This window comes from Phocaeicola salanitronis DSM 18170 (assembly GCF_000190575.1).
GTDB lineage: Bacteria > Bacteroidota > Bacteroidia > Bacteroidales > Bacteroidaceae > Phocaeicola > Phocaeicola salanitronis.
This window is the reverse complement of the sequence record NC_015164.1, coordinates 3,151,443-3,173,202: the sequence shown is the minus strand read 5'-3', so window position 1 is coordinate 3,173,202 and position 21,760 is coordinate 3,151,443. Positions and strand designations below refer to the sequence as shown.

Annotated in this window: 14 protein-coding genes and 1 tRNA gene; 14 read left to right on the top strand and 1 reads right to left on the bottom strand. The window is 50.9% G+C overall.

Annotated features, from left to right (window positions below; all coding sequences use genetic code 11):
* Positions 1-99: 99 nt before the first annotated feature.
* The 3 genes from BACSA_RS19455 to BACSA_RS13640 all read left to right on the top strand — a co-directional run bounded on the left by BACSA_RS19455 (position 100) and on the right by BACSA_RS13640 (position 2,744).
* Entirely contained in the window at positions 100-264 is a 165-nt protein-coding gene (locus tag BACSA_RS19455; protein ID WP_013618622.1) for a FeoB-associated Cys-rich membrane protein, read from the top strand.
* An 84-nt stretch (positions 265-348) separates the two neighbouring features.
* Positions 349-2,154, top strand: a complete 1,806-nt coding sequence (locus tag BACSA_RS13645; protein WP_144005229.1) for a tetratricopeptide repeat protein — start codon at positions 349-351, stop codon at positions 2,152-2,154.
* Positions 2,155-2,318: 164 nt separating this feature from the next.
* Positions 2,319-2,744 (top strand): DUF4925 domain-containing protein, encoded by a 426-nt coding sequence (locus BACSA_RS13640; protein ID WP_013618620.1) that lies wholly within the window; start codon positions 2,319-2,321, stop codon positions 2,742-2,744.
* 72 nt (positions 2,745-2,816) lie between these two features.
* Here BACSA_RS13640 and BACSA_RS20270 read toward each other — a convergent pair whose 3' ends face one another.
* Positions 2,817-2,987 carry a hypothetical protein gene (locus tag BACSA_RS20270; RefSeq protein WP_158098033.1) on the bottom strand — a complete coding sequence of 57 codons (171 nt, stop codon included), beginning with the start codon at positions 2,985-2,987 and terminating at the stop codon, positions 2,817-2,819.
* 546 nt (positions 2,988-3,533) lie between these two features.
* On the opposite strand from BACSA_RS20270, the gene BACSA_RS13635 reads away from it, so the two are divergent.
* The 11 genes from BACSA_RS13635 (at position 3,534) to BACSA_RS13585 (ending at position 21,682) form a co-directional block, all read left to right on the top strand.
* Positions 3,534-4,217 carry a porin family protein gene (locus BACSA_RS13635; protein ID WP_013618619.1) on the top strand — a complete coding sequence of 228 codons (684 nt, stop codon included), beginning with the start codon at positions 3,534-3,536 and terminating at the stop codon, positions 4,215-4,217.
* 704 nt (positions 4,218-4,921) lie between these two features.
* A tRNA-Cys gene (locus BACSA_RS13630) sits at positions 4,922-4,993 on the top strand.
* Between the two features lie 142 nt (positions 4,994-5,135).
* Positions 5,136-6,386 (top strand): glycoside hydrolase family 88/105 protein, encoded by a 1,251-nt coding sequence (locus BACSA_RS13625; protein ID WP_013618617.1) that lies wholly within the window; start codon positions 5,136-5,138, stop codon positions 6,384-6,386.
* 387 nt (positions 6,387-6,773) lie between these two features.
* Entirely contained in the window at positions 6,774-8,279 is a 1,506-nt protein-coding gene (locus BACSA_RS13620; protein ID WP_013618616.1) for a 4Fe-4S binding protein, read from the top strand.
* Between the two features lie 123 nt (positions 8,280-8,402).
* Positions 8,403-9,779, top strand: coding sequence for an aldo/keto reductase (locus tag BACSA_RS13615; protein ID WP_013618615.1), 1,377 nt, complete (start codon positions 8,403-8,405; stop codon positions 9,777-9,779).
* Positions 9,780-10,068: 289 nt separating this feature from the next.
* On the top strand, positions 10,069-10,491 hold the full coding sequence (locus tag BACSA_RS13610; protein ID WP_013618614.1) for a DUF1893 domain-containing protein: 423 nt from the start codon (positions 10,069-10,071) through the stop codon (positions 10,489-10,491).
* 464 nt (positions 10,492-10,955) lie between these two features.
* Positions 10,956-15,473, top strand: coding sequence for a glutamate synthase large subunit (gene gltB / locus BACSA_RS13605; protein WP_013618613.1), 4,518 nt, complete (start codon positions 10,956-10,958; stop codon positions 15,471-15,473).
* A gap of 104 nt (positions 15,474-15,577) precedes the next feature.
* On the top strand, positions 15,578-16,924 hold the full coding sequence (locus tag BACSA_RS13600; protein WP_013618612.1) for a glutamate synthase subunit beta: 1,347 nt from the start codon (positions 15,578-15,580) through the stop codon (positions 16,922-16,924).
* Between the two features lie 384 nt (positions 16,925-17,308).
* The gene (asnB, locus tag BACSA_RS13595) at positions 17,309-18,982 is read left to right on the top strand and encodes an asparagine synthase B (protein ID WP_013618611.1); all 1,674 of its coding nucleotides are present in this window, start codon (positions 17,309-17,311) and stop codon (positions 18,980-18,982) included.
* 502 nt (positions 18,983-19,484) lie between these two features.
* On the top strand, positions 19,485-20,285 hold the full coding sequence (gene dapF / locus BACSA_RS13590; protein WP_013618610.1) for a diaminopimelate epimerase: 801 nt from the start codon (positions 19,485-19,487) through the stop codon (positions 20,283-20,285).
* A gap of 170 nt (positions 20,286-20,455) precedes the next feature.
* A complete protein-coding gene (locus BACSA_RS13585) occupies positions 20,456-21,682 on the top strand; it encodes an LL-diaminopimelate aminotransferase (protein ID WP_013618609.1) in 1,227 nt (408 codons plus the stop codon).
* Positions 21,683-21,760: the final 78 nt, after the last annotated feature.

Below are 21,760 nucleotides of genomic sequence, written 5' to 3'. Positions count from 1 at the left end.
GGTTTCGGATTACAAATCCGGCGTGACAATTGTGACAGGACGTGACAAGTACAATATGTGTTCCCTGAATCATCTATATCAACTTATACTTAACAAATTATGGACATACAAGACATTCTTGTTTATATCATCGTGCTGCTCTGCGCTGTCTGCGCAGGGCGTCACTTCCTGAAGTTCTTCAAGAAGAAGAAACCGGGTTGCGGCTGCGGATGTTCCGGATGCGCCGGATGCCCGAAAGAGAAACACGGCAAGGCGCATCGGTAAATCTGCGTTAATTACACGTTAATCCATGTTTATCTTTCTATGAAGTCGGGGTATTTCCGTACTTTTGCGGAAACCAAAGACAACATGAAGACAGCTCACTTATCTCTTTTGCTCATCAGCCTGATGGCGGCATGCCTGTTTCTGGGATGCACACGCCCAGCAGAAGATACGCCCCTGCCCGAACTGGCACAGGCGGAAGCGGTGATGTTCGACCGTCCCGACAGTGCCCTGCACATTCTCGAAACGATGCCCAAGCCCGATGCACATGCTAAAGAGCAGCACGCCCTGTGGTGCCTCTTGGTGACGCAAGCCCGATACAAGCAAATGCTTCCCTTTTGTTCCGATTCCCTGATCCGCATCGCCTACGAATACTATCGCCCTACGGACAACGCCCGCCGCAAAGCCATGTCGGCACTCTATATGGGAAACGTCAACTACGAGCTGAAGCATATCACGGAAGCCATGGATTATTTTTTAGAAGCGAAAGCGGAAATGGAGAAAACCGATGACGATAAGTTAGGATACCTGGTGATGTCCTCGCTGGGCAACCTGTATGTGTACCGCGACCTGACCGACTATGCCCTGGAAGCCTTTCAGGAAGCCTACGATTATGCCGTGAAAGACTCTTGCAAGCGGTATGAAATGACTTCTTTACAATATTTAGGTAGAACGTATGCTGTAAAAGGGGATTACGAACGTTCCATCCACTCCTACAACCATGCCATTCAGATACGAGACAGCATACATGAACCTTTCTACTCTTTAGAAAGCGAATTGGCAGATGTCTATTTTATTTTAGGAGAATACGAGAAAGCTTTAGCTTTAGAAAAACAAGCTCTCAAAAGCGATACAACTTCCATTCAAGATTATTACGGGTTAGGTGAAACCTTCTTTTGTCTGGAAAAATATGATTCAGCTTATTATTATTTAAGGAAAGCCCTGCATACGTCCAATGTCTACACACTTGCAGGAGTGTACGATGCATTATTGTCTCTAAGCCATCAGCCCGCCTACCGACAATATATGACCGATTTCTGCGATTCCTTATTATTCTATCAGGATTCAGTCTATGCATTAGATAAAAGCGAAGCTATCATTGCCTATAAAGAAAAATACGAACACCAAAAACTTATTAATAAAAACCAAAGACTAACCTATCACGCTACACGCCTGTTCTTACTGAGCATTATTGCCGTTCTCTGCCTGACAGGAGCCGTCATCTATTTCTTATATTACCGGAAAACAACGATACGCCGGAAAAATGCGGAACTGAACCGCTTGACTACACAGTTGAATGACAACAAACGGCTCATTGCCCGAAACAACACGTACATTGCAGAACTGGAAACACGAATCGCCGAGAACCGGGAAGCTACTGAACAAATGGAAGAACTACAAGAAACACTTGCATCGCTGCGTGAAGAAAACCAAACCTTACATCAAAACAACGAACGGCTGCAAAACGAAATCTCCACACACAAATCAACGCATAAGGCGGATTCGAACGCCGAAGAATTAAACCTGTTGAAGTCACACAGAGACCAGTTGTCCGCACTGGTGCTCGAAACGCACCCCTATCTCGTGGCGTTGCATCAGAAACCTGTTTGCCTGACCGATAAGGAGCGAAACCGCATCTGCCAGCTTACCGATACGGTTTATGCCGGCTTCGGCAAACGCCTGCTCGCTGCTGTCCCCACCTTAAGCGAATACGAAGTGCTGCTTTGCTGCCTGATCAAGCTGCATTTCTCCGTCAGCGAAATTGCTACGCTTTTAGCCATTTCGCCCGCATCGGTTTCTACTTCCAAGTCTCGCTTGAAAAAGAAAATCTACACACACCTTGGCATTTCTTCCGAAAAAAAGAGCTTCGACTCTTGGATTTGGGAACTCTGAAATACAATGTACAGATTGAGCTATTAAATCCATTCACAACATACTGATTTTCAATAATGTTTTAATTCATTATGTTAAACTGAAATCAAGGCCGCTTTCTTGCTGGTTTTACTCGTTGTATCTAACTTTGCAGCAAACCAAAAACAAGTAAAACAATGAAAAGAATGAGACTATTACTCACAGGTTTAACGTATTTTCTATTCATAGGCCTTTGCCTCAGTCCTATGACATTCGTATCCTGTGATGATGAAAATGAAGGCATTGAATTAGGGAACTACCTGAACGGAACTTATGCACCCGGCAATGAAAAGAATCTTCTTTCCGCAACCATAGACGGAGAAACGGTATCGGGAGATGCTTCCGCAACATTCCATAGCGGAGACCTCAAGACAGGCAGCATAACGCTGAACAACGTGATTAAAGGCTACAGCTCCATTGTGATAGACAACCTCCCGTTGACGGAAGTGACAGAAGACGATTATACCCGCCTGACTTTTTCGGGAGAAAAAACAGTAGATGATACATTCAGTTTCAGCTATTCCGGCTACATTGTCTACGGAAACCTGTATATGGATATTTCAACCCATTAACCATTAATATTCTGACGCAGCAAAGAAAGTCCTATATTCCAAGCAAGCAGCCTTAAAATGAATTGCGAATATTTAAGAAGCTGTTTTGAATTTCTCCAAAAAGTTTTTCTTGGCTTGATGTATCCGTTTTCGTGTGTGCTTTGGGCGATTTTTTGGTCCTTTTCGCTCCTGCTCTTCGTCAGATAGCCCGCTATCTTCCTCATCACAGAAGCGAAAATGCCTCAAAAACTCATCCCAAATCATCGCACGATAAATTCAAAACAGCTTCTAAAAATCTGTTTTCAGTAGAGGCGTCACATTGTGGCATCTCTGAATACATCCGCAATATGCTCACATACCGAAACATCTATCATCAACCTTGCGGAAAGGAAGACGCCACAATGTGACGTCTCTACTACATGCATTATTTTCGCAAATCAATTTTGTTTTACCATAAATACATATATTTCATCGCAATGGACATATATCATTTAACAGTATTCAAACGCATTTCACACAAAGCAAGCATGGTTGAGGGAACTCAAAAAGACTTATACAAGCCTAATGAAGGCACAACCTATCCCGCATGCCACCTATCTTTGCTGCGATTTTAGAGCCTGTTTAAATTTTCCAATAAAGTAATATTCTATCAGGTTCTTTTGCGTTTGTTTCCGGTCTGTTTTCCAGATTTTATTCGTCAGATAGCCCGCTATCCTCCTCATAAAATCAGAAAAACATCCTCGAAAACAATTCGCAAAATTAACCTGAGCAAAATTTAAACAGGCTCTTAATCCATAAAATAAAAAAGTTATGAGAACAAAGTTATTTTTCTGCGCCTTGCTGTTAGGCGCATGCACACTGAGTGCACAGAACATTACCTTGTCGCCCGAAGCGGGTGTTTCTGTCGTAAGACGGCCTCCGTCTGGAGAAGACTGGCGGCCTGCGGCTAAAGTGGGAGTTGCCGTAGATTTCAACCTCACCAAACATTTCGGCATCGAATCGGGATTGTTCTATACGTTCCACCACTATCAGATTGATAACGGAGGAATCTACAGCAACGACGATGCCACGTGGATGGAAACCGTTTCGCGGACGCGCCATTTCCTCCAGCTTCCCGTCCTCGCCAAGTTCAACTGGCAAATTAATAAGGACACCAAAGTGTTTTTCGGCGTAGGGCCTTACGTGGGGCTGTGCGTAAAGACCAAGGTAGACGGAAACCAGCGGCTCCTTAAAGGCTCGTTCCCCGGCCCGACGGAACAATATTACGACGGCTTTGTGTATGGAGAAGACGAAGCGGGCAACTCGAACCTGTTCTTATACGACAAAGACCGCAAGTTCGACTGGGGAGTGACGGCTAACGTAGGCGTAGAAATCCGCAACTGGTACACGAAGCTGCAATACGACCTTTCGCTCGGAAAGGAAAACAAAAGAGACGTTATCGGCGCCAACTATCATACGCTGACGCTCTCGGTGGGGTATAAATTCCATCTGTAATAAATAATGTGCTAATGTGTTAATGTGCTAATGTGTCAATGTGTCGATGTAAAATCAATCAATACATTGACATATTGGCACATTTTAACTTACTTGCCCGCAAAAAGCAAAAAGATACCCCCGAAAAATGAATATATACTTCATCGGCAAAGTAAGTATATCTTCATAAAAGAAACTATACATACTCTACTCCATTACCTGTCACGCCGGATCTGCAATCCGGTGTAACCTATGTGCGGAACCGTAGGTCGACGAAGTCAATTGTAATCCGCATCAGCAGCAATGGGTTCGGATTACAAATCCGATTCTTCATTACGGCGGATTGCAAATCCGCCGTGACAAACTGCATTTACCTTGCGGAAAGGGAGACGCCACAATGTGACGTCTCTACTACATGTATCGGTTTCGCAAATCAAGTATACGTTTTGATGAACATAAGTGAATCGGGCATTTCACATAAGTAAGTCGGGCGTTTCACATAAGTGAGTCGGCTGATTCACTTATGTTCGTTTGCGATGCCTGTTCGCCGGCGCGGCGAACATACAGGGGCAAACCACCGATGCACATGACCGCAATAAAGAGCATTTTTTGAAAAAACATGAAGAAATTTCATAAAAACCGGCGGAATGTATTGCAGATTCAAAAATAAGTTATACCTTTGCAACGCATTTGAGAAAAGCAAGTGCCAAGACAACAACGAAAATGGTTCCTTGGATGAGTGGCTTAGTCAGCGGTCTGCAAAACCGTGCACGGCGGTTCGAATCCGCCAGGAACCTCTGCCGAAAAAGACTGGTTGATGAATTTCAATCAGTCTTTTTTGTTTTCACTACAGAGGAAAAATATTAACGGCTCCGTGTCCCCTGTGGTGAAATGTCGATTTATTTTGTACACATACTTAACCCTAAAAACTATCGAACAATGAAAACATTCGCATGGACCGTATGCTTCCTGCTGGCATCGCTTACCGTAGGGGCGCAAACACGCTATTCGCAACGCATGGCGGAATCGCAAGGCAAACAATGGACACACGGGAAATCGTGGGACTACGTGAACGGGCTGGTAGCCAAGTCGCTCCTGAACCTTTGCGAGCAATACCAATATGCCGACTGGACCGCCGACTATTACCAATGGGCTAAAGACTATGCTGATAACGCCATCAATCCCGACGGCACCTTCAAGAACTTCAAGAAAGGAAACATCGACAACATCAATTCGGGCAAGGTGCTTTTCGCCCTTTACCGCCACGAAAAAGCCTTGGACGAGCAGAACGGCACGCACAATGCCGACCGCTACAAAAAGGCTGCCGACTGGCTCCGCAATTACCTGGTGAACGACTATTCGCGTATCCAGACAGGCGATGCCAAAGGATGTTTCTTCCACAAAGATATCTATCCGGGACAGATGTGGCTGGACGGCCTCTATATGGGAGCCGCCTTCTATGCCGAATGGCAAGCCAACTTCGAGCCCGATAATACAAAGGCATGGACCGACATTGCGCACCAGTTCAAGACCATCGCCCGCCATACCTACGATGCCGGCAAGCAATTGTATTATCACGCATGGTCCGCCAATCCCGAGGATGTCAACTCGTTCTGGGCAAACAAAGCCGAACCTCACAAAGGCTGCTCCAAGGAATTCTGGGGACGGGGCATGGGCTGGTATTTCGCCGCACTGGTCGACGTGCTGGAAGTGATGCCCCAGTCGCACCCCGACTACAATGAGCTGAAGACCATCGTAAATACCGTAGCCAAGGGGCTGGCACGCTGGCAAGACCGGGAAAGCGACGTATGGTACCAATTGCTGCAATACGACGACTCGTTCGTAAGCCGATGCGGCATCGCCAATTACCTGGAGTCCTCGGCTTCGAGCATGTTTACCTACGCTTATTTGAAAGGCATCCGCCTCGGCATCCTGCCCGAAAGCTATAAGGACGTAGCCGAAAAGGCATACCAAGGATTGCTGAAAACCTTTGTCACCACCAACGAAGACGGCACCATCAACCTGAACCAAAGTTGCCGTTCGGCAGGATTGGGTCCGGCAAAAGATCCCTCGCGCGACGGTACACCCGACTATTACCTGTGCGGTAAAGACGTAACCATCGTGAACAATGAAGGTAAGGCCATCGGTCCTTTCATCATGGCTTGCCTGGAATATGAATTAGTGAAATAAGTTTATCATTTTTCACCACAGAGGACACAGAGGCACACAGAGTTTTTATTTATTGAATATCCGCAAACATCCCATGTAAGGGCGTATCGCATACGCCCTGAAGACATCCACGTGGATTAGTTGACGTATTCGGGCGTATGCGATACGCCCCTACAAGGCAATTGGGTGAAATGCGGATATTCAAATTTTATTTTTTTCTGTGTGCCTCTGTGCCTTTCATTACGCTGGATTACAAATTCAGCGTGACAAAATCTAGCATGACAAATTAAGAATAAACTTAGACCTGATATAAATTATCGGCATTAAGAAAGTTTTGTTATCTGCCTGATACCATAAAAAACATTTTCTTCTAATTTTGTGACATGAAATAACAAAAGACTACTCATTATGTTGCAAAAAATCAGACAAGTAATAGCTTTCCTATTCTTTTGCATCGTCACACTTTTGTTCCTCGACTTTACAGGGACATTGCATGCATGGTTCGGATGGATGGCTAAGATTCAGTTCTTGCCGGCTGTATTGGCACTCAATGTCGGCGTTGTGCTCCTTCTTATAGTGCTTACTTTCGTATGCGGACGCATTTACTGTTCCGTTATCTGCCCGTTGGGAGTCTTTCAAGACATCGTGGCGCGGATAGGACGAGGGAAGAAAAAACTTCCTTATACGTATTCGAAAGCGAAAAACGTGTTGCGTTATAGCGTATTGGTCGTGTTCTTGGCGTTGATGGCAGGCGGACTCACTTCGATTGCCGCACTGATTGCCCCTTATAGCGCCTACGGAAGAATCGCCAACAACCTGTTTGCTCCCGTCTATCAATGGGGAAACAACCTGCTCGCCTATTTTGCGGAGCGTGCCGACAGCTACGCTTTCTATGAAACCGAGGTGTGGCTGAAGAGCCTTCCGACATTTCTCATCGCCCTGCTTACCTTTATAATAATAGGTGTATTGGCGTGGCGGAACGGACGTACGTATTGCAATACCGTCTGCCCCGTAGGAACCGTGTTGGGGGTTATCTCTAAATTTTCGTTGTTCCGCATCGAAATCGATAAAGAGAAATGCAGGAAATGCAACTTGTGTGCACGCCGTTGCAAAGCGGCTTGCATTGATATTCCGAACGCAGCTGTAGACCATAGCCGGTGCGTGACTTGCTTCGACTGCCTGAAGCAATGCAAGCACGATGCCATCCACTACCGTTTTGCCTACGGAAAGAAAGAAGCCGCTCCGTCACAACCTACTTCGCAACCCAAAGATAAGGGACGGCGTGAGGTACTGGCAGGGTCGTTGTTGCTCCTTGCCTCCGCAGCCAAGGCACAGGCTGTAAAGAAAGCCGAAATCGTCAAACTGGACGGCGGGCTTGCTGACATCATCGACAAGCAGGCTCCGAAACGCCAGACTCCGATTACTCCTCCGGGGTCGCAGAGCGCACGCAATATGCAGCAACATTGCACCGCTTGCCAGCTTTGCGTATCGGTCTGCCCCAACGAAGTGCTCCGTCCTTCTTCTTCGCTTGACACGTTCATGCAACCTACCGCATCGTACGAACGCGGTTATTGCCGCCCCGAATGCACGAAATGTTCGGAAGTCTGTCCGACAGGTGCCATTCACTTGATAGATAAAGCCGAAAAGTCTGCCATCCAGATAGGCCATGCCGTATGGGTGAAAGAACGCTGCATCCCGCTCACCGACGGACAGGCATGCGGAAACTGTGCACGCCATTGTCCTACAGGCGCTATCACCATGATACCTTCCGACCCGTCGGATTCCGAATCTCTCAAGATTCCGGCAGTAGACACCGAGAAGTGCATCGGATGTGGAGCCTGTGAGAACCTGTGTCCGGCACGCCCGCTCAGCGCCATCTACGTAGAAGGCCACGAAGTTCACCGAATCATTTAAGCTGAAACGCAAATTCACGCAGATTTCCGCAGACTATATATCAGATTCATTTTCCTTATAAATCTGCGTTAATCTGCGATAATCCGCGTTTCTAAAAATCAGAACGAATAAAAAATTGCTATTATGAACAAACAAGATAATCGCATGAACCGCAGGGATTTCCTGAAAATAGTAGGCATCAGCACCGCCGGTACCGCCGCAGCCCTGACGGGATGCTCCCCCAAAGAATCAGCCGAGACATCTGCACAAAACCCTGTGCCAACGGGCAAGATGACTTACCGCAACTTCCCGCCTTCAAAAGACCAAGTCTCCATTCTGGGCTACGGATGTATGCGCTGGCCTACGCTCCCCGCACCCGAGAAAGGCGGAAACGTCATCGACCAGGAAGAGGTGAACCGCCTGATAGACTACGCCATCGAACACGGAGTGAATTACTTCGATACGGCACCCGTATATGTGCAGGGCTGGTCGGAAACCTCGACAGGCATCGCCTTGAAACGACACCCGAGAGAAAAATACTTCATCGCCACCAAGATGTCGAACTTCGACCTTACGGACTTCAAGTCGAGCGTAGAAATGTATCACGACTCGATGAAGAAGCTCCAGACGGACTACATCGACTACTACCTGCTCCACTCGCTGGGCAACACCGGCAAGCGCAGCTTCCAGAACCGCTTCATCGACAACGGACTGCTGGACTATCTGGTAAAAGAACGTGAGGCAGGACGCATCCGTCACCTCGGCTGGTCGTTCCACGGAAGCAAGGAAGAGTTCGACAAGATACTGGCATACCACGAGCAGGTGCACTGGGATTTCATCCAAATCCAGCTGAACTATTCCGACTGGAAGCACGCATCGGGCAGAAACGTCAACGCCGACTACCTGTATGCCGAAATCTCCAAGCGGAACATTCCGATGGTTATCATGGAACCCCTGCAGGGAGGACGCCTGTCGAAAGTGCCCGAACACATCGTAGCACGTCTGAAGACACGCAACCCCGAAAACAGCGTCGCTTCGTGGGCATTCCGCTTTGCCGGCACACCGCCCATGGTGCTCACCGTACTAAGCGGCATGACCTACATGGAGCATCTGCAAGACAACATCCGCACCTATTCGCCGCTGGTACCGCTCACCCAGGAGGAACAGCAATTCCTGCTCGATACCGCCGAGCTGATGCTCAAATACCCCACCATCCCATGCAACAACTGCCAATACTGCATGCCTTGCCCCTATGGCATCGACATTCCGGGGGTATTGCTCCACTACAACAAATGCGTGAACGAAGGCAACATGCCGCAAAGCAAGCTCGACCCCAACTACGCCGAAGCACGCCGCACCTTCCTGATAGGCTACGACCGCAGCGTTCCCCGCCTGCGCCAGGCATCCCACTGCATCGGGTGCGAGCAATGCAATCCGCACTGTCCGCAGTACATCGACATTCCCCGCGAGATGCAGCGCATCGACCAATACGTGGAAAGGCTGAAGCAGGAGACATTGTGAGTCAGGAGTTAAGCCAATACCTTTTGTCACGCTGGATTTGTAATCCAGCGTAACCCACCTTGCGGATTTGTAATCCGCATCAGCAGCAAACGGAATCGGATTACAAATCCGGCGTGACAAAGACACCACAATGTGACGTCTCTACTACATGTATCGGTTCCTGTCACCAACAAAACTATTGGCTTAACTCCTAACGGAGCGCAGCGGAGTGATAACTCCTTTTAACTCCTTAACTCCTGATATAAGCATAAATCGTAAATAGTAAATCGCAAAATCGTAAATTAAAAAGATGAACCAACTTATTTCCCTTCTTCACGAAGGAGGCTTTTCATGCGTCATCGCCAACCACGGCGAGACACGCACATTTTCCCAGCGCGGCGTAGCCGACCTGTACGAACTGTACAACACCGACCCTGCCTTTATGCAAGGAGCCACGATAGCCGACAAGGTGGTAGGTAAAGGAGCCGCTGCCCTGATGATAATGGGAGGAATGGCAGAAGTCTATGCAAACGTAGTCAGCACTCCTGCCCGCAAGCTGTTTGAACAATACGGCGTGAAACTTTCGTGCGGCAAGGAAGTGCCTCACATCATCAACCGCCAGCAAACGGGATATTGTCCGCTGGAAACAGCATGCGGAGAGGAAACCGACCTGCAACGTCTCTATCAGATTATTTCCGGATTCGTAGCAGAGATGAAAAAACGGATATTTTAGCTCCGGAACCCTCCGCGGACGTGACAAAACATTTTGTCACGTCCATCAGAAATAAAATACGAAAATTATAAGAGCCTGTTTTTCCAGTAGAGACGTCACACCGTGGCGTCTCTGAATACATCCGGGGAGACGACACAATGTGACTCCTCTACTACATGCCGTATTTCCGCAAACCCAATCCGTTCTGTTATAAGCGGAAAGACTTCGGCACCGCTCCCGATGTTTACGCATGCTTCAACAGACATGCAACTTTCATTTTGAAATAAAACAACAATATTTTGCTTACAATCACATCGGATACACAGCCACATTTAAGCAAATCTATAAGCAACACTACGCATGTATCATCTTTTTTGAAACAAAACATGCCATTCGCTATACATAATGTTTGCACATTCTCTATCTTTGCAGTCAAAGAGATAGATACAAACAACCAAACAGTAGTAAAAAGAAAGCAAACACCAATGAAAGAGGAAACTTTTATCAGAATGGAGAGCAGCGCAGCTACAGACGTACAACAAACGGGATTATACGATGCTGCATACGAGCACGATGCTTGCGGTGTGGGAATGATTGTAGACATTCATGGCAACAAGTCGCACGAACTGGTGGACTCGGCACTGAAAGTGCTGGAGAATATGAAACACCGCGGGGCGGAAGGTGCCGACAACAAGACCGGAGACGGTGCCGGCATCATGGTACAGATTCCTCATGAGTTTATCTTGTTGCAAGGCATACCGGTACCTGAAAAAGGAAAGTACGGCACAGGGTTGGTTTTCCTGCCCAAGGACGAGCAGGAACAGGCACGCATCCTGAGCATCATGATAGAGGAAATAGAGCGTGAAGGGCTTACCCTGATGCACCTGCGGAGCGTACCGGTCAACTCTTCCATCCTGGGGCAAAGCGCACAGGAGACGGAGCCGGCTATCAAGCAAGTGTTCATCACCGGTGCCACGGACGTGGAAAACCTGGAACGTACCTTGTATATCATACGCAAGAAAATCGAGAAGCGGATACAACACAAAGACTTCTACATAGTGTCATTGTCCAGCAAGAACATTATTTATAAAGGTATGCTCTCGTCGGTGCAAGTACGCGAGTATTTCCAGGACCTGACACAACCTTACTTCACCAGCGGGCTTGCCATCGTGCATTCCCGCTTCAGCACCAACACCTTCCCCACGTGGAGCCTTGCCCAGCCTTTCCGCCTCTTGGCGCATAACGGCGAAATCAATACCATCCGGGGAAACCGTGCATGGATGGAAGCCCGGGAAAGTGTGCTTTCTACGCCTACTCTGGGCAATGTAAAGGATATCCGTCCCATCATCCAGCCGGGCATGAGCGATAGCGCCTCGCTGGACAATGTATTGGAGTTTTTCGTGATGTCGGGCTTGAGCCTGCCTCATGCCATGGCGATGCTGGTGCCCGAATCGTTCAACGACAAGAATCCTATCAGCGAAGACCTGAAGGCATTCTACGAATACCATTCCATCCTGATGGAACCGTGGGACGGGCCTGCCGCCCTGCTTTTCAGCGACGGAAGGTATGCCGGAGGTATGTTGGACCGTAACGGCTTGCGTCCGGCACGCTACCTCATTACGAAAAATGACATGATGGTGGTGGCAAGCGAGGCGGGTGTCATCAGTTTCGAGCCGGAGACCATCAAGGAAAAAGGACGCCTCCAGCCGGGAAAGATATTGCTTATCGATACCCAGGAAGGCAAAATCTATTACGACGGGGAATTGAAAGAACAGCTTGCATCGGCACGCCCGTACCGCCAATGGCTTTCTGCCAACCGCATCGAACTGAACACCCTGAAGAGCGGGCGGAAGGTGGAAAATACCGTGCCCGACTTCGAGCGTAAGCTCCGTGCCTTCGGTTTCACGCGCGAGGACATCGAACGCACGCTGACACCGATGTGCACCAACGGTGCCGAACCTACGGCATCCATGGGAAACGATACCCCGCTGGCGGTGCTGAGCGACATGCCTCAGTTGCTATTCAACTATTTCCGCCAGCAGTTCGCACAAGTGACCAACCCTGCTATCGACCCGATACGCGAGGAACTGGTGATGTCGCTCACCGAATACATCGGGGCGGTGGGCACCAACATCCTCTTGCCCAGCGAAAGCCATTGCAAGATGGTACGCCTTCCGCATCCCATCCTTACCAATACCGAACTGGACATTCTCTGCAACATCCGCTATAAGGGCTTCAATACCGTGAAGCTTCCTGCGCTCTTCGAAGTCAGCAAAGGGAAGGCAGGATTGCAGGAAGCCCTGACCCAGTTGTGCAAGAAAGCCGAACAATCGGTAGATGATGGCGTAAACTATATCATCCTGTCGGATAGAGGCATCGATACGGAACACGCCGCCATCCCGTCCCTGCTTGCCGTAAGTGCCGTGCACCATCACCTTATCAGCGTGCAGAAACGTGTACAGACCGCGCTGATTGTAGAAAGCGGAGAGGTGCGTGAGGTGATGCATGCCGCCCTGCTTCTGGGATACGGGGCAAGTGCCTTCAATCCGTACATGGCATTTGCGGTATTGGACGAACTGGTGAAACGCAACGAAATCCAAATGAACTATGAAACCGCGGAAAAGAACTACATCAAGGCCATCTGCAAGGGATTGTATAAGGTGATGAGCAAGATGGGCATCAGTACCATCCGTTCGTACCGCGGCGCCAAGATATTCGAAGCCGTCGGGCTGAGTGAAGAATTGCTGAAGGCTTATTTCGGCACCGGAACGTCTTCGGTGGGAGGCATCCGGCTGGAAGAGATAGCCAAAGACTATATCACGTTCCACGACAACGGGTTCATGCCGGATGAAGTAGAGCCTTTATTGCCGCATATCGGACAGTTCTCTTACCGGAAAGACGGAGAGAAACATGCCTGGAACCCTGAAACCATCAGTGCCCTTCAGCTCGCCACACGCACGGGAAGCTATGCCAAGTTCAAGGAATACACCCGCAAGGCGGACGAGAAAGAGCATCCCATTTTCTTGCGCGACTTCTTCTCCTTCAAGCGCAACCCCATTCCGGTAGAAGAAGTGGAGCCGGTAGAGGATATAGTGAAACATTTCGTGACGGGAGCCATGTCGTTCGGCGCCATCAGCAAGGAAGCCCACGAGGCAATGACGCTTGCGATGAACAAGCTGGGCACACGGAGCAATACGGGCGAAGGAGGCGAGGATTCGGACCGCTTTCACGACACGTTCGACGGCATCTCGCTCTGTAGCAAGACCAAGCAGGTGGCATCGGGACGTTTCGGAGTGACCGCCGAATACCTGGTGAATGCCGAAGAGATACAAATCAAGGTGGCGCAGGGAGCCAAGCCCGGTGAAGGCGGACAGCTTCCGGGCTTCAAGGTGAACGAGGTCATCGCCCGTACGCGCCATTCCATTCCGGGCATCTCATTGATTTCACCTCCGCCCCATCACGATATCTACTCCATCGAGGATTTGGCTCAGCTCATCTTTGACTTGAAGAACGTGAATCCGAAAGCCCAAATCAGCGTGAAACTGGTGGCAGAGAGCGGTATCGGAACCATAGCCGCCGGCGTAGCGAAGGCGAAAGCCGACCTGATTGTGATTTCGGGAGCCGAAGGAGGCACAGGGGCTTCGCCCGCCTCATCCATGCGCTATGCGGGCATCCCGCCCGAAATAGGGTTGAGCGAGACTCAGCAGACATTGGTGCTGAACGGTTTGCGCGGACAGGTACGCCTGCAGACCGACGGACAACTGAAGACCGGACGGGATGTTATCAGCATGGCATTGCTGGGAGCCGAAGAATTCGGTTTCGGTACGGCGGCACTGATTGTCTTGGGATGTGTGATGATGCGCAAGTGCCACGCCAACACGTGCCCGGTGGGCGTAGCTACCCAGAATCCGGAGTTACGCGACCATTTCCGCGGGAAATACGAATATGTAGTCAATTTCTTCCGCTTCCTGGCACAGGAGGTGCGCGAGTATCTTGCCGAAATGGGCTTCAAGCACCTCGATGACATTGTAGGACGTACCGACCTCATCGAAATCAAGCCCCGCCAAATGGGAAGCAAGGCAGCCCTGCTCGACTTCGGCCGCATCCTGCATCAGGTGAACAACGGGTCGGCACTGCACAACGTCACTATACAAAAGCACGACATCGACAACGTGAAAGACGTAGCGATGCTTGCCGCTGCCCGTGAGGCGTTGGAGAGCAAGAAAGAAGTATCGCTGGAATATGCCATTGCCAATACCGACCGTGCAGTAGGCACGATGCTCTCGGGAGCCGTAGCGTTGAAGTATGGTGAGGCAGGCTTGCCCGACCAGACCATCAACGTGAAGTTCAAAGGCTCGGCAGGACAGAGTTTCGGCGCTTTCCTGACCCACGGCATCAGCTTCAAGCTGGAAGGGGAAGCCAACGATTATTTGGGCAAGGGCTTGAGCGGAGGCCACATTTCAGTACAGCCTCCTGTACGGAGCAATTTCGATGCCGAGAAGAATACCATCGTGGGCAATACCCTGCTCTATGGTGCTACAAGCGGCGAAGTGTATATTAACGGACGTGCCGGAGAGCGGTTTGCGGTGCGCAATTCGGGTGCCATAGCCGTAGTAGAAGGCGTAGGCGACCATTGTTGCGAATACATGACCGGCGGACGGGTGGTCGTATTGGGAGAAACCGGACGTAACTTTGCCGCCGGTATGAGCGGAGGCGTGGCTTACGTGTGGGACAAGAACCATAACTTCGACTATTTCTGCAACATGGAAATGGTGGAACTCTCCTTGCTGGAAGACTCCACCGCCCGCAAGGAACTGCACGAACTGGTACGCCAGCATTACCTCTACACGGGGTCGCAATTGGCACGCACCATGCTCGACAACTGGAGCCGTTACGTAGACGAGTTCATTCAGGTGACGCCGATTGAATACAAAAAGGTGCTTGCCGAAGAGCAGATGCGCAAACTCCAGCAAAAGATTGCCGAAGTGCAAAGAGACTACTAAACAGATTAGTTTCTCACCACAGATTACACAGATTATACTTATATATTAATAATTTAAATCTGTGTAATCTGTGGTGAAAAAAACAATTTCAAAAACTTACATCAATGGGAAATCCTAAAGCATTCTTAACCATACCCCGTCAGGAAGCCGGCTACCGGCCGATACACGAACGGATTACTGACTTCAGTGAAGTAGAACAGACACTCAATACCAGCGACCGCAAATTACAAGCCTCGCGCTGTATGGATTGCGGCGTACCCTTCTGCCATTGGGCATGCCCGCTGGGCAACCGCCCGCCCGAATTTCAGGACGCAATGTATAAAGGCAAGTGGGAAGAAGCCTTCCAGATACTGAGCCGCACCAATGACTTTCCGGAGTTTACCGGACGCATCTGCCCCGCCTTGTGCGAGAAGAGCTGCGTGCTGCAACTGAGTATTCATGCGCCGGTCACCATCCGCGAAGATGAAGCCGCTATCATCGAAGCGGCGTTCCGCGAAGGCTACATCAAGCCGAAACACTATCCGCGCAACGGGAAGAAAGTAGCGGTTATCGGGTCGGGACCTACCGGGCTTGCCGCTGCCAACCAGCTGAACAAGAAAGGATATGAAGTAACCGTATTCGAGAAGTTGGAATACATCGGCGGATTGCTCCGCTTCGGCATCCCCAACTTCAAACTGGGAAAGAACATCATCGACCGGCGCATCAGGCTGATGGAAGCAGAAGGGGTGACGTTCAAGCCCAATACTGAAATCAACGTGCAGAAGCTGCCCGAAGGCTTCGACGCTTATTGCGTATGCACCGGCACCCCCCAGGCACGCGACCTCGCCATCCCCGGACGAGACCTGAAAGGCATCCACTTTGCAATGGAGATGCTGGCACAACAAAACCGGGTACTTGCCGGACAGACCTTCACGAAAGAAGAGCGCATCGATGCCCGAGGCAAACACGTGCTGGTGATAGGCGGAGGCGATACCGGAAGTGATTGCATCGGCACAAGCAACCGCCAAGGAGCAGCAAGCGTGACACAAATCGAGATTATGCCCAAGCCGCCCGTAGGAGATAATCCAGCCACGCCTTGGCCCCAATGGCCCGTAGTGCTGAAAACCAGCAGCAGTCACGAAGAAGGATGCACACGCCGCTGGAGTTTGTCGTCCACTAAATTTATCGGGAAGAACGGACACGTGTGTGGTGTGGAAGTGGAAGAAGTGGAATGGGTGCCTGCGGAAGGCGGAGGACGCCCTGTAATGAAACCCACCGGCAAGAAGGAAGTCATCAAGGCAGACTTGGTATTGCTCGCCATGGGATTCCTGAAGCCGGAAGCTCCCCAGCTTCCCCCGAATGCTTTCCTGGCAGGGGATGCCGCTACCGGCGCCAGCCTCGTAGTGAAATGCATCGCCGAAGGACGGAAAGCCGCCGAAAGCATCGACCGGTTTCTCTCATCTAAAAATTAAGGATGCATTGAAACGCAGATTAACGCGGATTTTCGCGGATTAATTTTTTAGAATAAAAACATGCAGACTTTCCATTGTCATCCTGAACGAATGTGAAGGATCTCGGATACGCCGAGTGGATGATTACGAGATGCTTCACTTCGTTACCAATGACGGATTATCCTTAACCCTCTTGTCATTCTGACGACTGTAGGGAGGAAGAATCTCACATCCACGTGGATGTCTACGAGATCCTTCGCTGGCGCTCAGGATGACAATACCTGTCATAATCGAATGGATTTTCCACAGGGAATGGGCACTCAGCATGACAAAGAGAAAAATAAAAATCTGTGTAATCTGTGGTGAATAACTCAAAAAATCACAAACTTAAAAACTCACAAACTTATGTGTGGAATAGTCAGCATATTCAATATCAAGGAACAAACCAAACCGCTCCGCGACAAGGCACTTGCCATGGCAAAGAAAATACGTCACCGCGGACCCGACTGGAGCGGAATCTATTGCGGGCGGACCGCTATTCTTGCCCATGAACGTCTGTCCATTGTCGACCCCCAAAGCGGAAAGCAACCCCTTTTCTCGCCCGACCATAAACAAATACTTGCCGTAAACGGCGAAATCTATAACCACCTGGACATCCGCAAGCGGTATGCGGGCAAGTACCAGTTCCAGACGGGAAGTGATTGCGAGGTGATTCTCGCCCTCTACCGCGACAAGGGCATCCATTTCCTGGAAGAACTGAACGGCATTTTCGCCTTCGCCCTCTACGACGAGGAGCAGGACACCTTCCTTATTGCCCGTGACCCCATCGGCGTCATCCCCCTTTACATCGGCTATGATGCCGACGGCAAGGTGTATTGTGCCAGCGAGCTGAAGGCGCTCGAAGGTTTCTGCGACCGCTACGAACCTTTCCTGCCCGGACACTATTACGACAGCAAGGAGGGAAAGATGACGCGCTGGTACACCCGCGACTGGATGTCGTACGATGCCGTAAAGGATAATCCGGCATCCGTGGAAGAACTGCGTGAGGCACTCGAAGCCGCTGTACGCCGCCAGCTGATGAGCGACGTGCCCTATGGCGTGCTGCTTTCGGGAGGGCTGGACAGCTCGGTCATTTCCGCCGTTGCCAAGAAATACGCTTCCCGCCGCGTGGAAAGCAACGGGAAACAGGAGGCGTGGTGGCCTCAGCTGCACTCGTTCGCCGTGGGGCTGAAAGGTGCGCCCGACCTGGCGAAGGCACGCGAGGTGGCAGACCACATCGGCACCGTGCACCACGAAATCAACTACACCATTCAGGAGGGGCTGGATGCCGTGCGCGATGTGATTTATTTCATCGAGACCTACGACGTAACCACCGTGCGCGCCTCTACGCCGATGTATCTTCTGGCACGCGTCATCAAGAGCATGGGTATCAAGATGGTGCTGAGCGGCGAAGGAGCCGATGAAGTGTTCGGCGGATACCTTTACTTCCACAAGGCACCCGATGCGCGTGCGTTCCACGAAGAAACCCTCCGCAAGCTCTCCAAGCTCTACCTTTACGATTGCCTGCGTGCCAACAAGTCGCTCGCGGCATGGGGCGTGGAAGGGCGCGTGCCTTTCCTCGACAAGGAGTTCCTCGACGTGGCGATGCGGCTCAACCCTGCCGCCAAGATGTGCCCCGGAAAGACCATCGAAAAGAAAATCGTGCGCGAGGCATTTCAGGATATGCTCCCGGAAGGAGTGGCATGGCGCCAGAAAGAGCAGTTCAGCGACGGGGTGGGTTACAGCTGGATAGATACGCTGAAAGCCGTCACTTCGCAAGCCGTAAGCGACGAACAGATGGCACATGCCGCCGAGCGTTTCCCCGTCAACACCCCGATGAACAAGGAAGAGTATTATTACCGCAGCATCTTCGAGGAATATTTCCCCAGCGAGAGCGCCGCCCGAAGCGTGCCCAGCGTGCCCAGCGTGGCTTGCTCCACCGCCGAGGCGCTTGCCTGGGACGAGGCTTTCAAGAACATGAACGAGCCGAGCGGACGTGCCGTAGCAGGGGTGCACGAAGAGGCATACGCCAAAAACTGACGCGTCGCACAGAGGAAAAATGAATGAATGTCCGCAATGGTTCCATGTAGGGGCGGGGTTCGCCCGCCCGTATGCGCCTGCGTGGATGTATTCGGGCAGGCAAACCCTGCCCCTACAAGCAAACCGCCAAAATGAGGACATTCAACTATAATAGTAAAACAAAATTGGTTTGCGAAAAATTCTTGATGTATTGTCATCCTGTATTGTCATCCTAAACGAACGTGAAGGATCTCGTGTACATCCACGTGGGCGCATCCGAGATGCTTCACTTCGTTACCAATGACGGATTATCCTTAACCCTCTTGTCATTCTGACGACTGTAGGGAGGAAGAATCTCACATCCACGTGGATGTCTACAAGATCCTTCGCTGGCGCTCAGGATGACAATACCTGTCATAATCGAATGGAGTTTCCATTGGAAATGGGCACTCAGCATGACAAATGATTTTTTCGCAATTCATTTCTGATTGACTATAAATTATTAACTATTAACTATTAATTAATGAAGATAGAATTTACCAAAATGCAAGGGGCAGGCAACGACTACATCTACGTCAACACCCTGATATATCCCCTGCCGAATCCCGAAGAGCTGGCGGTGGCGTGGAGCCGCCCCCATACGGGCATCGGAAGCGACGGGCTGGTGCTGATAGGCTCGTCCGGCAAGGCGGATTTCAGCATGCGCATCTTCAACGCCGACGGTTCGGAAGCCAAGATGTGCGGCAACGCCAGCCGCTGCATCGGAAAGTATGTGTACGAGTACGGTCTGACCCGTAAGACCGAAGTGACTCTCGACACGCTTTCGGGCATCAAGACCCTCCGCCTGCATGTGGAGGACGGCAAAGTGGACGCCGTGACGGTGGATATGGGCATCCCGGCAGAGATTCATCCCGTCGATTTGGGCGAGGGGTATCCTTATCGCGAAGGCATTGCCGTATCGATGGGCAACCCGCATCTGGTGATTTTCGTGGACGATATGGAGCAGGTGGATTTGCCCCGTGTGGGACCGGTACTGGAGCGTCATCCGCTCTTCCCCGACCGTGTGAACGTGGAGTTCGCGCAGGTATTGGCTCCCGGCCGTGTCCGCATGCGTGTATGGGAACGCGGTTCGGGCATCACGATGGCATGCGGCACCGGAGCGTGCGCCACCGCCGTGGCATCGGCATACACCCACCGTTGCCCCGGAGAATCGGACATCATCATGGACGGGGGCACGCTCCGCATCCGCTGGGCAGGCGAAGGCACCCGCCTCTTCATGACCGGTCCCGCCGAGAAAGTATTCGACGGTGTGATAACCGTGTGATTGATTATTTGAAACGCAGATTAACGCGGATTATTTTATCTACTATTGGGCATTAAATCGTACTTCGTAAATCGAAAAATAGTAAATCAAAATAATCTGTGTTAATCTGCGGAAATCTGCGTTTCAAAAAAACTCAAGAACTCAAAAACTCAAGAACTCAAAAACTCAATATGGCACTACTCAACGAACATTTCCTGAAACTGAAGGGGAGCTACCTCTTCTCCGATATAGCGAAAAAAGTAAAGGCTTATCAAGTAACCCATCCGGGCGAACCAATCATCCGCCTGGGCATCGGCGACGTGACCCGTCCCCTGCCGCAGGCATCCATCGAGGCAATGCACCGCGCCGTGGACGAAATGGCATCATCCGCGACCTTCCACGGCTACGGTCCCGAGCAGGGATACGATTTCCTGATAGAAACCATCATCAAGCACGACTTCGCGCCGCGCGGCATCCAGCTCAGCCCCTCCGAAGTATTCATCAGCGACGGGGCGAAGAGCGACACGGGCAATATCGGCGAACTCTTGCGTTGGGATAACAGCATGGGCATCACCGATCCAGTCTATCCTGCCTATATCGACAGCAACGTGATGTGCGGGCGTGCAGGTACGCTGGGCGAAGACGGACGCTGGAGCAACATTACTTACCTGCCCTGCACCGCCGCAAACGGCTTTGTCCCAGCCATCCCCGACCACCGCATCGACCTGCTCTACCTGTGCTATCCCAATAACCCTACAGGCACCACGCTCACGCGCGACCAGCTGAAGCAATGGGTCGACTATGCGCTGGCTAACGATACGCTTATCATCTTCGATGCCGCCTACGAGGCTTACATCCACGATGACGATGTTCCCCATTCCATCTACGAGATACGCGGGGCGAAAAAAGTAGCCATCGAGATACGCAGCTTCTCGAAAACCGCCGGCTTTACGGGCGTGCGTTGCGGCTATACCGTGGTGCCCAAGGAAGTGACCGCCGCTACCCTCGATGACGAGCGCGTCCCGCTCAATCCCTTGTGGAACCGGCGCCAGTGCACCAAGTTCAACGGCACCAGCTACATCACCCAGCGTGGTGCCGAAGCGGTCTATTCGCCCGAAGGCAGGGCACAGGTGAAGGAAACCATCGCCTACTATATGGAAAACGCCCGTACGATGCGCGAAGGCCTGACCCGTGCCGGCTACCGGGTGTTCGGAGGCATAAACGCGCCTTATCTGTGGGTGCAGGCTCCCGAAGGAATGACCTCGTGGAAGTTCTTCGACGAGCTGCTTTACCGTGCCCACATCGTCAGCACGCCCGGCGTAGGCTTCGGCCCCAGCGGCGAAGGCTACCTGCGCCTCACCGCCTTCGGCAAGCGCGAGGATTGCGAGGAAGCCATCCGGCGTATCGGCAGGCTATAAGAAACACCGCCTGCCGTGTGAGGCAATACGGACGCTCGTACCGGCTCACATGGCAGGCGATAAAACTTCACACGGGCT